This window comes from Amycolatopsis sp. AA4, assembly GCF_002796545.1.
Taxonomy (GTDB): domain Bacteria; phylum Actinomycetota; class Actinomycetes; order Mycobacteriales; family Pseudonocardiaceae; genus Amycolatopsis.
The window spans coordinates 6,244,662-6,256,764 of sequence record NZ_CP024894.1 but is presented as its reverse complement, the minus strand read 5'-3'; the positions used below and the strand labels follow the sequence as shown (position 1 = coordinate 6,256,764).

The 12,103-nt window shown below is 68.5% G+C and carries 15 protein-coding genes and 1 tRNA gene; 8 read left to right on the top strand and 8 right to left on the bottom strand.

Going from position 1 to position 12,103, the window contains the following annotated elements; genetic code table 11:
• Window positions 1–18: 18 nt before the first annotated feature.
• The 3 genes from CU254_RS43800 to CU254_RS28895 are packed head-to-tail and all read right to left on the bottom strand — an operon-like array spanning window position 19 to window position 1,918.
• Window positions 19–387, bottom strand: a complete 369-nt coding sequence (locus tag CU254_RS43800; RefSeq protein ID WP_050788303.1) for an MBL fold metallo-hydrolase — start codon at window positions 385–387, stop codon at window positions 19–21.
• The gene (locus tag CU254_RS28900) at window positions 339–1,139 is read right to left on the bottom strand and encodes an MBL fold metallo-hydrolase (RefSeq protein ID WP_009081765.1); all 801 of its coding nucleotides are present in this window, start codon (window positions 1,137–1,139) and stop codon (window positions 339–341) included. Before CU254_RS28900 ends, CU254_RS43800 begins: the two co-directional genes overlap by 49 nt.
• 47 nt (window positions 1,140–1,186) lie before the next feature.
• Window positions 1,187–1,918 (bottom strand): alpha/beta fold hydrolase, encoded by a 732-nt coding sequence (locus CU254_RS28895; RefSeq protein ID WP_009081763.1) that lies wholly within the window; start codon window positions 1,916–1,918, stop codon window positions 1,187–1,189.
• A gap of 235 nt (window positions 1,919–2,153) precedes the next feature.
• On the opposite strand from CU254_RS28895, the gene CU254_RS28890 reads away from it, so the two are divergent.
• From CU254_RS28890 to CU254_RS28880, 4 genes are read left to right on the top strand one after another with little or no spacing between them, the layout of a single operon-like run.
• The gene (locus tag CU254_RS28890; protein WP_009081761.1) at window positions 2,154–2,777 is read left to right on the top strand and encodes a TetR/AcrR family transcriptional regulator; all 624 of its coding nucleotides are present in this window, start codon (window positions 2,154–2,156) and stop codon (window positions 2,775–2,777) included.
• Between the two features lie 35 nt (window positions 2,778–2,812).
• Window positions 2,813–3,313 carry a nitroreductase family deazaflavin-dependent oxidoreductase gene (locus CU254_RS28885; RefSeq protein ID WP_009081760.1) on the top strand — a complete coding sequence of 167 codons (501 nt, stop codon included), beginning with the start codon at window positions 2,813–2,815 and terminating at the stop codon, window positions 3,311–3,313.
• Complete coding sequence (locus CU254_RS45060; RefSeq protein WP_199786012.1) at window positions 3,310–3,432, top strand: FAD-dependent oxidoreductase; 123 nt, start codon at window positions 3,310–3,312, stop codon at window positions 3,430–3,432. The genes CU254_RS28885 and CU254_RS45060 overlap by 4 nt, the downstream gene beginning before the upstream one ends.
• Complete coding sequence (locus tag CU254_RS28880) at window positions 3,429–4,418, top strand: FAD-dependent monooxygenase (RefSeq protein WP_199786011.1); 990 nt, start codon at window positions 3,429–3,431, stop codon at window positions 4,416–4,418. Before CU254_RS45060 ends, CU254_RS28880 begins: the two co-directional genes overlap by 4 nt.
• A 312-nt stretch (window positions 4,419–4,730) precedes the next feature.
• Here the strand turns inward: CU254_RS28880 and CU254_RS28875 are convergent, their stop codons facing one another.
• Window positions 4,731–5,762 (bottom strand): methyltransferase, encoded by a 1,032-nt coding sequence (locus CU254_RS28875; RefSeq protein ID WP_009081756.1) that lies wholly within the window; start codon window positions 5,760–5,762, stop codon window positions 4,731–4,733.
• A gap of 47 nt (window positions 5,763–5,809) precedes the next feature.
• Window positions 5,810–7,210, bottom strand: coding sequence for a tryptophanase (locus CU254_RS28870; RefSeq protein WP_009081755.1), 1,401 nt, complete (start codon window positions 7,208–7,210; stop codon window positions 5,810–5,812).
• A gap of 604 nt (window positions 7,211–7,814) precedes the next feature.
• On the opposite strand from CU254_RS28870, the gene CU254_RS43300 reads away from it, so the two are divergent.
• From CU254_RS43300 to CU254_RS28860, 4 genes are all read left to right on the top strand, one after another.
• Window positions 7,815–8,309, top strand: a complete 495-nt coding sequence (locus tag CU254_RS43300) for a hypothetical protein (protein WP_158688111.1) — start codon at window positions 7,815–7,817, stop codon at window positions 8,307–8,309.
• 143 nt (window positions 8,310–8,452) lie between these two features.
• Entirely contained in the window at window positions 8,453–8,707 is a 255-nt protein-coding gene (locus tag CU254_RS28865; protein WP_158688110.1) for a hypothetical protein, read from the top strand.
• A gap of 168 nt (window positions 8,708–8,875) precedes the next feature.
• Entirely contained in the window at window positions 8,876–9,652 is a 777-nt protein-coding gene (locus CU254_RS45055) for a terpene synthase family protein (RefSeq protein ID WP_353611777.1), read from the top strand.
• A 113-nt stretch (window positions 9,653–9,765) separates the two neighbouring features.
• Window positions 9,766–9,838: transfer RNA gene (locus CU254_RS28860), tRNA-Lys, on the top strand.
• A 46-nt stretch (window positions 9,839–9,884) separates the two neighbouring features.
• Here the strand turns inward: CU254_RS28860 and CU254_RS45050 are convergent.
• The 3 genes from CU254_RS45050 to CU254_RS28840 all read right to left on the bottom strand — a co-directional run bounded on the left by CU254_RS45050 (window position 9,885) and on the right by CU254_RS28840 (window position 11,892).
• On the bottom strand, window positions 9,885–10,328 hold the full coding sequence (locus CU254_RS45050; protein ID WP_353611805.1) for a tyrosine-type recombinase/integrase: 444 nt from the start codon (window positions 10,326–10,328) through the stop codon (window positions 9,885–9,887).
• Window positions 10,329–10,984: 656 nt separating this feature from the next.
• The gene (locus CU254_RS28850) at window positions 10,985–11,329 is read right to left on the bottom strand and encodes a hypothetical protein (RefSeq protein ID WP_009081750.1); all 345 of its coding nucleotides are present in this window, start codon (window positions 11,327–11,329) and stop codon (window positions 10,985–10,987) included.
• Window positions 11,330–11,622: 293 nt separating this feature from the next.
• A complete protein-coding gene (locus tag CU254_RS28840; RefSeq protein ID WP_199786010.1) occupies window positions 11,623–11,892 on the bottom strand; it encodes a DNA methyltransferase in 270 nt (89 codons plus the stop codon).
• Between the last annotated feature and the right edge of the window lie 211 nt (window positions 11,893–12,103).

The window sequence follows — 12,103 nt, the reverse complement described above, 5'->3', positions numbered from 1 at the left end:
ATGAGCGGCCGCGCGTCATCAGGCCACCACGATCCGCTGCAAGTCTTCGCCCACGGTGACCGCACCCCGGTACCCGCGCTGGGCCCATTTCCTCCACTGTGCCGGATTGATCCGCGAGCCGTCCGCGCTGCCCAGATGCGTGAGCACGAGGCGCTTGGCTCCGGCGCTTTCCGCGATTCCGCCGACTTTCTGCACTTCCACATGCGACTCCAGCAGGTGGTCGCGGAACACCGGGCTGAGGTTCATGCCTTCGATGTTGACGGCCTCGTGAAGCAGCAGATCCGAGTCCGCGGCGAGAGCGAGGAGGTTGTCGCTGTAGGTGGTGTCGCCGGAGAACGTCACCGCGCCGTAGCGGGTGTCGAAGCGGAACGCGAAGGAGGGGAACACCGGCCCATGGGTACGAGCGTCGCGGTGACCCGGACGTGGTCGTCCTCCATAACCAGGAACGGTCGCATGGCAGGGTGCGTACGGCGGAAGTCAGCCCCCACCTCGGGAAGCGCGATCTCGCGGACGTCGCTCAGCGTCCGGATGTCCGCGATTCCCATGTCGCGCAAGAAAACGTTGCTGCTGTAGGCGTACGCCTCGTGACAGCGCTGCGTCAGGTCAGCGGTTCCCGGCGTGGGTTGCTCCGGGCACACCGTGGGCGCCTCGCCGCCCCCGAACTTCGGCGGCACGCCGCCTGCCGGCCCGGGCCCGTATACCTTGACCGGCTGCGCCACATTGTCCCGTTCGTAGACCGGCACACTGCCGCCGAGAAGGAAGAAGTTGTAGTAGTCGGCGACATGGTCGGCGTGTAAATGAGTGAGGAAAATGGCTTCGAGCGTCCGGAACTTCAACCCGGCCCGGACGAACTGGGTGGTCGCGCCGCGGCCGCAGTCGACGAGGTAGGTACGCCCGTCCACCACCAGTGCCGTGGCGATCCCGCTCCGGTCCGGCGACACCGGCGGCCCTGCTTGAGTGCCCAGCAGGAGCACCTCCAGCCGGGACCGGGCGGGCGAAGCTGCCGCAGACTGAACAGCTGGGCCGCCGGCGGCTGCCACGCCGAGCGAAGCCGCGATAGCGCCCAGCCCGCCGATGAGCGACCGGCGGGTGACCGAAGAGGACGCGGCGGCATCCGCCGAATCGGGAACAGGACACATGCGGGCGCTCCTGGGAAAGGGAAATCGTCGGGAAGTGGGGCGATCATTCAGTCGCGGCCGGCTTCGATGATCTTCGCCGCCAAGGCGTCCGGGTTGGTGAAGAGAACTTCGTGACTTCCGGGCATCTGCACGATCCGGCACAGCCCGAGGCGCGAGGAAAAGCGCGGGTGCCACGCGAATTCGCCATGCGGCATCGCGATGTCCTCGGTGCAGTTGAGATAGGAACACCGCAGCCGGCCCGCGGCGATCAGCTCGTAGAACTTGGCGAGGTCCAGTTTGTCCTCGAGCATCGTCACCGGCGTGGGGCACAACGTGTCGAACGCGGCGCGGGCCGTAGGCTCGTCGGCGTCGTTGAGGAACGCGTCGCGCCACACCGGCCACGGCAACGAGAACATGCCGTCCACCGCCAACCCGAGCACCATCTCGCGGTAGGCGGCCGGCGACTCGTCATTGATGCTGTTTCCGTTGGCGAGCACGAAAGCGTTCCAATACACCAACCTGCGGATGCGCTCCGGCATCGCCTCGGCCACCTTGGAAATGATGGTTCCGCCGAAGCTGTGGCCGACCAATACGAAGTCGTGCAGTCCGCGATCGGCGATATAACGCACGATCGAATCGACCCCGTCCGCGTGGGTAACCCCCGGTTTCGCGCCCTCTCCGAAACCCGCGACGGTGGGGGTGTGCACGGTGTGACCAGCCGCCCGCAACCGGGCGGCGATCGATTCCCAATGGTCGCCGGTGTGCCAGGCGCCGTGCACGAGGACGTACGGTGCGGTCACAGAAGCCGCCTTTCGCTGGTGGTAATGCGGAGGATCAGCATGTGACGCGGGGCATAAGGGTGTCCAATGCCCATTACGGCCAGTTCGATGCCGACTAGGGCATAGCCAGGCTCCAGTCGGATGCGGCGGCACCGTTCGGTCATCCTCGCCTCGACACCTGCACGCGGGCTTGCCTCAAGCGGCGATCCTCCGCAGGACTGGCGAGAAGAGTGAACATCTGTTTATCATGATAAACATGAGTTCACTTCCGGACGACCGTACGGCGAAGGCGCGGATCCGCGACGAGGCACTGCGGCTGTTCGGCGAGCGCGGCCCGGACGCGGTGACGGTCCGCGATGTCGCGGCGGCAGCGAGCGTCTCGCCGGCCCTGGTGATCCGGCATTACGGGTCCAAGGACGGGCTTCGGGACGCGGTCGACGAGCACGTGGTCCAGGTGTTCGGGGCGATGCTCGCCGAGGCTGTCGCGCCGAGCGGGGACAGTCCCTTCGACCTGGACGCAGTGCCGAGCCTGGCCGAACTGGTGTCCGGCAACCTCCCGGCGGACTCTGGCATCCCCGGGTACCTCGGGTGGCTGCTGCTGGGCGGCGGGCCGGCGGCGTCGGCGTTGTTCGGCAAGCTGTACGCGCTGAGCCGGGACGCCCTCGCGGTGATGTCGAGCGCCGGGATGGCGGAAATGGGCCCGGATCCCGAGGTGCGTGCGGCCGTTTTGCTCGTGAACGACCTCGCGGTGCTGATCTTGCGCGACCGGCTGCGCGAGGTGCTCGGCGTCGACCCGCTGTCGACGGACGGGATGCGCCGCTGGGGTGCCGAAGTGTTCGCCGTCTACCGCGACGGCCTGGGCGGTGCTGCGCCAGCCTGAGAAATCCTTCCACGACAATGAATCGAGGTCGGCAGATGTCCCCTGCCACACCGTCTTCGGACGCCGTTGGACGCGCCGGCGCGAGGCTGTTGCGCAACCGGCGGCTGATGCGCGCACCGATCTGGCTTTACCGGGCCCGGCTCGGTTTCCTGTTCGGTTCCCGGCTGCTTCTGCTCGAACACGTCGGCCGCAAGACGGGAGCCCGGCGCTACGTCGTGCTGGAAGTCCTCGGGCGTCCGACCCGGGACGCTTACGTCGTGGCGTCCGGCTTCGGCGACCGGGCGCAGTGGTACCGCAACCTCGCCGCCGAGCCGCGGGTGCGGGTGGCCAGCGGTGCGCGGGGCCTGACTTCGGCGACCGCGCGCAAGTTGTCCACTGCGGAAGCGGATGCCGCGCTCGCGATCTATGTGCACAAGCATCCGCGAGCCTGGCGCGAGTTCAAGACGATTCTCGAGAACACTCTCGGCACGGCTGTCAGCGAACGAGACACCGAGCTGCCGATGGTCGAGTTGCGTTTGGACGGAGCGGGATCGTGAAAGCGGTCGTGTGCGGCGCGGGGAGCGCCGGGCTGGCCGCGGCGCACTGCCTGTCCCGGCACGGCTGGGAGGTCGTCGTGCTGGAGCGCGCACCGGCCCCCGGGCGCAGGGCTACATGATCGACTTCATGGGGCCGGGTTACGACGCCGCGGAAGCGATGGGCGTTCTCCCTCGGCTGCGCGAACTCGCTTACGACGTCAAAGAAGCCGGCTACTACGACAAGTCCGGCCGACAGCGTGCGGCGATCCGGTACGACACGTTCGCCAAGCCGGTCGGCGGGCGGCTGCTGAGCATCATGCGGCCGGACCTCGAGTCGGCGCTGCGGGAAAGCCTGCCCGGAGACGTCGAGCTCAGGTTCGGCGCCGAGGTCACCGGCGTCTCCGACGGTCCGCGCAGCGTCCTGGTGCGCGCTGCGGACGGGACGGCTTACGAGGCGGATCTGCTGGTCGGGGCCGACGGGGTGCACTCGGCTGTCCGCGAGCTGGTATTCGGTCCGGAATCCGGGTTCCTGCGGTATCTCGGCTTTCACACCGCGGCATACACGTTCCGTGATCCGGAGGTGCAGGCGCTGGTGCGCGGCCGGTTCTGCCTGTCCGACAGCATTGGTGCGGGGCTTGGCTGCCACGGGCTCCGTGACGGCGGTGTCGCGGTCTTCGCCGTTCACCGGGCAGCGGATCCGGCGCTGCCCGGTGAACGGGCCACCGTGCTCCGGCGCGAGTACCGGGGGATCGGCTGGGTCGCGCCGCGCGTGCTCGACGCGTGCCCGCCGGACGACGAGGTCTACTACGACCAGGTGGCTCAGATCGTGCTGCCGCGGTGGAGCAGCGGCCGGGTCGTCCTTGTCGGCGACGCGCGTTACGCCGTCTCGCTGCTCGCGGGAATGGGCGCCTCGCTGGGATCGGCGGCGCGTCCGTGCTGGCCGAACAGTTGGCGCGCGCCGCCACCATGGGGGAGGCGCTGGAGGAATACGAACGGTTGTGGCGTCCGGTCGTGGCAGACAAGCAGGCGTCCGCGCGCAAGAGCGCACGGTGGTTCCTGCCGAGATCGCAAGCAGAACTGCTGCTCCGTCGCGTCGCGTTGCGGCTTTTCCGGCTGCCCGTCCTGAAGCGGTTCCTGATCAGGTTTCTGTCCGGCAAGCAGACCGCAGTCGTCCGCGGCCTCGCCTCGACGTGCGGTGCCGGGCCGCCGATCCCGTAGCCGAGCGGTCGCGAATTGCTCCACTGTGGACGGTTTGGGCCCGCTGGTGCTGCCTTAGGTACTCCTGACCGCCGCTCGGGCACTGTTCCCGAAGCGCCGACCCAGCCGAGGTGATAACCCGCGACGGCGAGGTCGTCATCGCGGCACGCGGCGCCAGCATCACGCGCACCGGGATTCGGCCCGCACCTGCCCAGCGTTCCGGCCACGCCGTTCGTCCAGGTCAGGATTTGCGAGCGATGAGCACGCCGTTGGCAGCAGGCGCGGCGAAGCGTTCCACGCCGGTGACGGTGAGGCCGACGTCGTGGATCCATTGGGAGTACTCGGCGACGGTGTAGTTGCGGCCCCAGGTTTCGACCAGCATGTTCAGGCTCATGAGCGCGGCCAGTGGCGGGCCGGTCTTGTCGTCGTCGACGAAGGACTCGCAGACGAGCAGTGTCCCGCCGGACGGGAGAGCGCGGGCGCAGACGTCCAGAATCCGTCGGACGTCGGCTTCCTTCCAGTCGTGCAGGACGTTCGACAGCAGGAGGGCGTCGTGGTCCGGTGGCAGGGCATCAGCGAAGAAGTCGCCGCCGACGAAGCCGATCCGGTCGGCGAGATCGGCTTTCTCGACCGGTTCGCGGGTCAGGTCGCAGACGAACGGCAGGTCGAACACCGTCACGTGCAACCGCGGGTAGCGCCGGCACAGCGCGATGGCGAACGCGGCTCCGCCGCCCCCGACGTCCAGCAACCGGGTCGTCGGGCTGAAGTCGACAGCCTCGGCCAGGCGGGCCGCGCCGTAGGCGGACGCCGAATTCATGCCGTTCCAGAAGGTTTCCACCATGACCGCGTCGTCGGGATCGAACAGGGACTCCTGCTTTTCGGGGTCCCAGGTGGTCGGGTGGTTGCCGCGCACGGAGTCTTCGAATCGTTGATATGCCGGGTATTCGTGCCGGTCCACGACTTTCACCCAGGCTCCGAAGTAGCCAGGTTTGCCCTCCACGAGGTACTGCTCGGACAGCGCGGTGTTGCGATAGCCGCCGTCGCTCTCACGGCTCAGCAGGCCGAGTGCAGCGCAGGCGGTGAGCACCAGCTCCGCGGGCCGGTGCTGGATGCCTTGCCACTGCGCGAAGTCGTCCACCGTCGTGCTGCCGCCGCCGGACAGCCGGATGAACAGTCCGACCTTGTCCGCGAAAGCGAGCACTTTGAACGCGTATACCCCGGACGTGATTTCCATCAGGGGCAGGGGCGTCACCGTCGTCTCGTCCTCGATCATCACCTGTCTCCTTCCCTTGGGCGAGCCATGTGCGAGCCGCTGAGACGTCAACCCGCGAAGATGCTGTCACCGCGTGCGGGCGCGAAACGGGCTTGGAAGAACCGGAGGTGCCGCGGCTCGTGGGTGAACCGGAGCCCGCTGACGATGCGAGCACGGTCGGCGTGCAGTTCGATGACACCGTCGGCCACGTGGTCGAGGTGGCTTCGGGTGTAGACGCGGCGAGGGACGGCCAAGCGCAGCAATTCCAGGACGGGGAAACGGTTTTCGCCGGTGACGGGATCCCGTCCTGCGGAGACCGCACCGCGCTCCACGCCCCGGACGCCGGTTTCGAGGTAAAGCGCGGCATTGAGGGTCTGCCCGGGGAACTCCTGCCGCGGCAGGTGCGGCAGGACCGCCAAGGCGTCGAGGCACACGCAGTGGCCGCCGATCGGCCGCACGACGGGGACACCGGCTTCGATCAGGCGGTTGCCGAGATAAGCCACCTGTTCGACGCGCGCGGCGATGCTGCTCTCCTGCACGGATTCCGCGATGCCGCAGGCCACGGCCTCCATGTCCCGGCCGGACATGCCGCCGTAGGTGTGCAGGCCCTCGAACAACAGCACCAGACCGCGGGCTTGTTCGGCGAGGTCAGGGTCACGGACGGCGAGCCATCCCCCGATGTTGGCGAAGCTGTCCTTCTTCGCCGACATGACCGCTCCGTCGGTGAGCGCGCAGATACCGCGCAGGATCTCCGCGACCGATTTGCCGCTCCAGCCGGGTTCGCGCTGTTTGACGAACCACGCGTTCTCCACGGCGCGGGCGGCGTCGAGGATCACCGGGATGCCGTGCCGCGTGGCCATCTCCCGCACTTCGGCGAGGTTGTCCATGCTGATCGGCTGTCCGCCGGCCATGTTGACCGTCGCGGCGACGGACACGTACGGGATGGCGTCCGTCCCGTACTCGCGGATGACCGCTGCCAGCTTCGCCAGATCGACGTTGCCCTTGAACGGATGTTCCGAACAGGGGTCGTGTGCCTCGTCGATGACGACGTCGTGGAAGGTCGCCCCGTTCAGTTCCTGATGCGCGCGGGTGGTCGTGAAGTACATGTTGCCCGGCACGTGGGTGCCCGGCCGGATGAGGCATCGGGACAGGACGTTCTCGGCCCCGCGCCCCTGATGCACCGGGATGACGTGCTCGAATCCGTAGTAGGTCCGGACCGCCGTCTCCAGCGCGTAGAAGCTGCGCGCCCCGGCGTAGGCCTCGTCCCCGGTCAGCATCGCCGACCATTGGCGGTCGGACATGGCGTTCGTGCCGGAGTCGGTGAACAGATCGACGTAGACGTCCTCGGAACGCAGCAGGCACGGGTTCCACCCGGCGCTCCGGACGGCCGCCTCGCGCTCGTCGCGGGCGATGCGGGTGATCGGCTCGACCATCTTGATGCGCCAGGGTTCGGCGGGGTATCCGGTCATCGGCTGCACTCCTGTGGCTCTAGGTGACGGTGGTCCACGTCCCGCACCCGACGGCGGTCCTCCGCGCCGATGTGCCGACCTGCGGTGCCGGGCACGACGTGCTCCATTCCCGTTCACGAGACGGTGTCCTTGATGGACTGGGCGATTGCGCGCTCTCGTCCGGACCGTCGCCCGGTTCGGAGAGAAACCTCCGCCCGCGACGCATCCTGCCGCTGCGCACACTTCGCTATGCCAATCGACGCGGTGGAGCCTCGGCGTTCTACCGTGAAACCGCCGCGGCGAACACGGTGATCCATGACAATGAAACGATCTGCATTTCATTCCGCCTCCATCCCACTATTCTCGCCGAGCTCCTCGCGTGTCAACCGCGGCCAAGAAGTCCGGTCCATCTCCACCCGGCCGGCGCAAGCACCGTCGTCCGCGCGGCCAGTCCGTCGAACCGGCAACCCCGAACGGCATGGTTCCGGAGAATATTCCATTTATGAGGCAGCTGGAAAACAGGCGTCACCAGGCTGTGTCCGCCTGCGTCCTTCGAGGTGAGCTATTTGCCTGACGCACGTCCAACCCCGCGGATTTGTTTGCGTCAGGCAAAAGGATCGCCGAAATGAAGATCCCCGCGGTTCTGCCGATCTTGCGGATCTGGGCTGATCGAGTGGACGTCTCGAACGAGGCGCCGGCCGAGTTGACGAATCGGGAGAGGGCTAGTATCCAGAATTCACCAGCATGCCGTGAAAACGCGTTGATCGATCAATGCCTGGCGGTCTTTCGTCCAGGGCTCGAAGTTTCCGTGCGCCCACCGGCGTGGCTGTTCACCCGGATCGTCACCGCCGGCACCCAGCTGGACCAAGCCCACCTTCCCGCGGGCACCACCTCCGGTGCGGCCCCTGCGTCATGCACCACCGGCCGGGCGTGTTCGCCGACCCGGACACCTTTCACCCCGGCCGGCGGGACCCGGTTCCGCGAAACTCTGCCGCGCGGCGCCTTCCTTCCCTTCGGCGGCGGTGCCCGCAATGCCCCGGTGATCAGTTCGGCTCGACCGGGTCGCCCGCGACCATCGCCAACCGGTGGCGCCTGGAACCGGTTGGCGACAAGCGAGTGAGCCCCGCGGCAGCCACCGCGATGCGGCGACGCAACCTCCGGATGCGGGCTGTCGAGAGCAGAGCGCGTCACCCCTGCCGAGCCGCGCGTTGCTTGCCCGGCGGTCCATTTCGACGACCGCGAACCGAGACTCACGAGGCCTCCGTGCCTGACTGGAAGGCAGCGGTGGACGACGCCGCACCGTCCGCCGGCCTCGCCGCGATCCAGGTTCCCGGCTTTCAGTTCCCGCGGTCGGGCGCGTGCCGTCCCGAGGTCGTTGCGGTCGAGCGGAGGATGATCGCCTGGGGACAAGACCGCGGACTTATCCCCACCGCCGAGTGCCGGGACCGGATCGCCCGCACCCGCGACGGTTGCCTGGCCGCGCGGTGCTGCCCGCACGCCGATGCCGAGCTACGGTAGGTCGTAGCCGCTGTTTTCGGTGGCTTTCCTCGCCGACGACCATTTCGCGGACCGCGTCGACACTCTCGCCCCCGCTGCCTTGACCGATCGGACCGCGCTGATCGATGTCCTCGACCACGACCGGACCCGGACGTCTCCGGCCTATGGCGAGGCGGCGCGGCTGGACGTGTGCCGCCGTCTGCGCGCACGGCTGTCGCCGGAGCGTTTCGACCGGTTCGCGACCGGCATGCGCCTCTGGGCAGCCACCGCGGGACTGCGGATCCTCAACGGCCTCCAGCCGGATCCCGTCAGGGCCGGCGGCGACGAGACGATCCGGCGGCACACCAGCGGCATGGCCCGTGCCGGGCCTGTCCGACACCGCGAACAACGCCCCGTCGCCGCCGAGCAAACCATCACCCGGCCGTTCACCGGTTACGCATGCACGCCAGCAGCGCGGTGTGCTGGTCCAACGACATCCAGAGCCTGCCGATCGAGGCGCGGCAGCCTGGACAGTTCCGCGACATCGTCACCTGCTGCGCCTCTCACGGCCGAACCTCTCCGCGAAGGCAATTCGCCGCTCCCGGGGACCGCGGCCGTTCTCCGCACGGGTGGGCGAACGCACCCTCATTGGGCCGTGCAGGTCCTGGACCGGGCGCGTCTCGGGTCGCAGGGGAAAGGGCGCGAGCTGGCTTTCCCGCGATGGGACTGCAGCCCGTTGCACCCGGCGCAGGTCACGGACGTGTCCTGCGGCCTGTCCCGCCAAGCCGGGCTGCCGCCGATCCGGCTGCACGCTCTCCGCCACGGCGCGGCCACGCCCTGGCGGCGGGTGTGGAGAGGAAGGTGGTGCAGCGGATACTGCGCCATTCCGCGGTCGCCGTCACCTCCACCACTGTCGGCTGCGCGCGGCGAGGTGGACGGATGAGGGAGGCGGCGGGCCGACGGGAGCGTCCGCCGCACCGTCGCTGACCTGGGCTGTTGCCCGGGCGGAGCGGAAAGGGGACCCCCCTGAAACGGGGTCTGAACGCCCTGCTAATCTTTTCCACGTCGCCGAGGGAAACTGCGGCGGCCGGAAGCACCAGGCGCCATTAGCTCAATTGGCAGAGCAGCTGGCTCTTAACCAGCGGGTTCGGGGTTCGAGTCCCTGATGGCGCACCCTCACTCCCCCAGGTTCGAAAAGTTTTCGACCTGGGGATTTGTGCTATCTGGAAGCACTTCTTCCGGTTGCGGACTGTCCATCGTGGTCTCCTGCGCGCCCGAGGGAAGCCCGAGAGCGCGCCCTGGGTGCAGACGCGTCTTGCGGGGATAGCTCCGGCGAGTTCGCGGGCGGCGTCGGCGGCGGCTTCCCGGGAGACGTTGGGCAGAGATCCATCGTCACCTTGATCGAGGAGTGGCGGAGCATGTGCTGGATCACCTTCATGTCCACCCCCGCTCCCAACGCCAGCGTCGCGGCGCCGTGCCGCAGCCCGCACGACGTGATCGGCGGAAGACCGGCTTCCCGGATGAGGCGAGCGAACTCGTCCGCGACGTCCGCGGGATGCAGCGGACTGCCGTCAGGGCACGTGAAGAGCAAGTCGCTCTCGACCCAATCGCTGCCGAGCCTCGCCTTCGCCTCGTCCTGACTGGCCAGGTGCGCCCGCGGCACCAGCACCGTGTCCGGGTCCAGCGCGACAACGCCCTCCGACGACGGGTCTTGGGCTTGCTCTGCCCCGTTTCCTGCCCGTATTGCCCGATCGGGTTCGCCGCCTCCAGGCTCGCCGCGTCCAGGAACGTGTCCGAACAGCGCTGACCGCGAGCCTCGTCCCGCCGCAGCCCGGCGTAGGCAATCAGATGAAACAACGGATACAGCGGATGATTCACCGCCGAACCGAGGAACTCCCCGGTCCACACCATCACCGGATACGGGACTTCCCCGGTCTCCCGCCAGAGCGCGACACGTTCCGGAGTCCACAGCCGCGGCCGCGGCCGCACCGCAGGAGGCAACTCCACCAGCTTCGCCACGTTTACCGACAGCAACCCCTCCTTCACCGCAGGACTCAAGATCGCCCGCAACGACTCCCGGATCCGGTGCAGCGACGACGGCCCCACCGGACGCTGCCGCTTCACCGCGGCGATTTCGCGCGGATCACCGCTGGCGCGGTACTCCGCGATCACCTCGTTGTGGTCCACGATCGCCTCGAACATCGCGTCCAGATGCCCCACCCGCACCCGGTCCCGGCGGACCTTCCCCAGATGCGGCCGAAGATAAAGCCGCACATGCGACTCGTACGAGCGGTACATGTTCCGGCTCACCGTGCGCTTCTACCGCGCCAGGAACGCATCGAACACCTCGTCCATGAACGGATGCTCCAGCACCGGCGCCGCCCGCATCAACCGCCGCACCGACTCCACCTCCGGCAGCGGTTGCTTCCGCGCGATCACCGGCGCGACAAGGTCGCCGATCTTGCGCAGCGTCTCCTCGTCGTCCTCCTCCGCGATCACGAGCAAGTCCCGGATCCGGCCGAGGCCGGTCTCGGCATCCGTCGCACTCTCGTAACCGCCGCGACGACGCGGACGCCGGTCGCCCGCCGCATCAGGCGGCAACTCGATACGGAAGAACCACTGCCCGTGCCGCTTGTTCCGCAGCTTCGGGCACTCGCCGCCCAACGACTTCCCCTTCCGCGTCCCGGCACGAACAACGCCGGAACACCGATCCTTTCGCGACAGGCACGCCGCTCCCCTCTCGTCCAGGTCATCGATACTCGCGCTGCGACCCGCGCCCGGGGAAGCCCGAGCCGGAGCGAGATCACCGCATCAGGTGATCGACGCCCAGCAGCCGCAGCAACCCCGTAGCCGGAACTCGATACACACCGCCCACCCGCAGAACAGGGCAAGGGAACGAGCCAGTGCGGGCCAGCGCATAAGCGGTAGTCCGCTGGTCATCCCCTGCACGTCGACAGTCATGCCTGTTCCTCGCCGAGGCCGAGCCGGCGCACCGCCACCCGATGGCTGTCGGGATCGAGATCGATGCCGATGAAACGGCACCGGTGTTCTCGGGCAGCGAGACCCGTGGTCCCGCTGCCCGAGAACGGGTCCAGCACCGTCCCTCCGGGCCAGCACCCCAACCGCACGCACCGGCGGGCGATCTCTACTGTCCCCACGGCCGGATGTCCCGCCCCACGGGTGGTGCGCGATCGGCTCCGGCGCGACCGTGCGGTCCACGCTCCCACGCATCCCGGCCTGGGTCACTCGTCGACGAGCACGAGCGCCACCCGGTCGACCGTCCCGCAGGGGTCGCCCGCTAGGTCTGCTCGGCCAGTGGTGCTTCTGCAGCGCGACCGCATCGAAGCCGTCCGCCGCGGCTTCACGAAGGACGGTGCCGGCGCACCCAGTCTGTCCAGCGGTATCCGGAATGCCCGCCGGCCCACGCGTGGGCGGCCA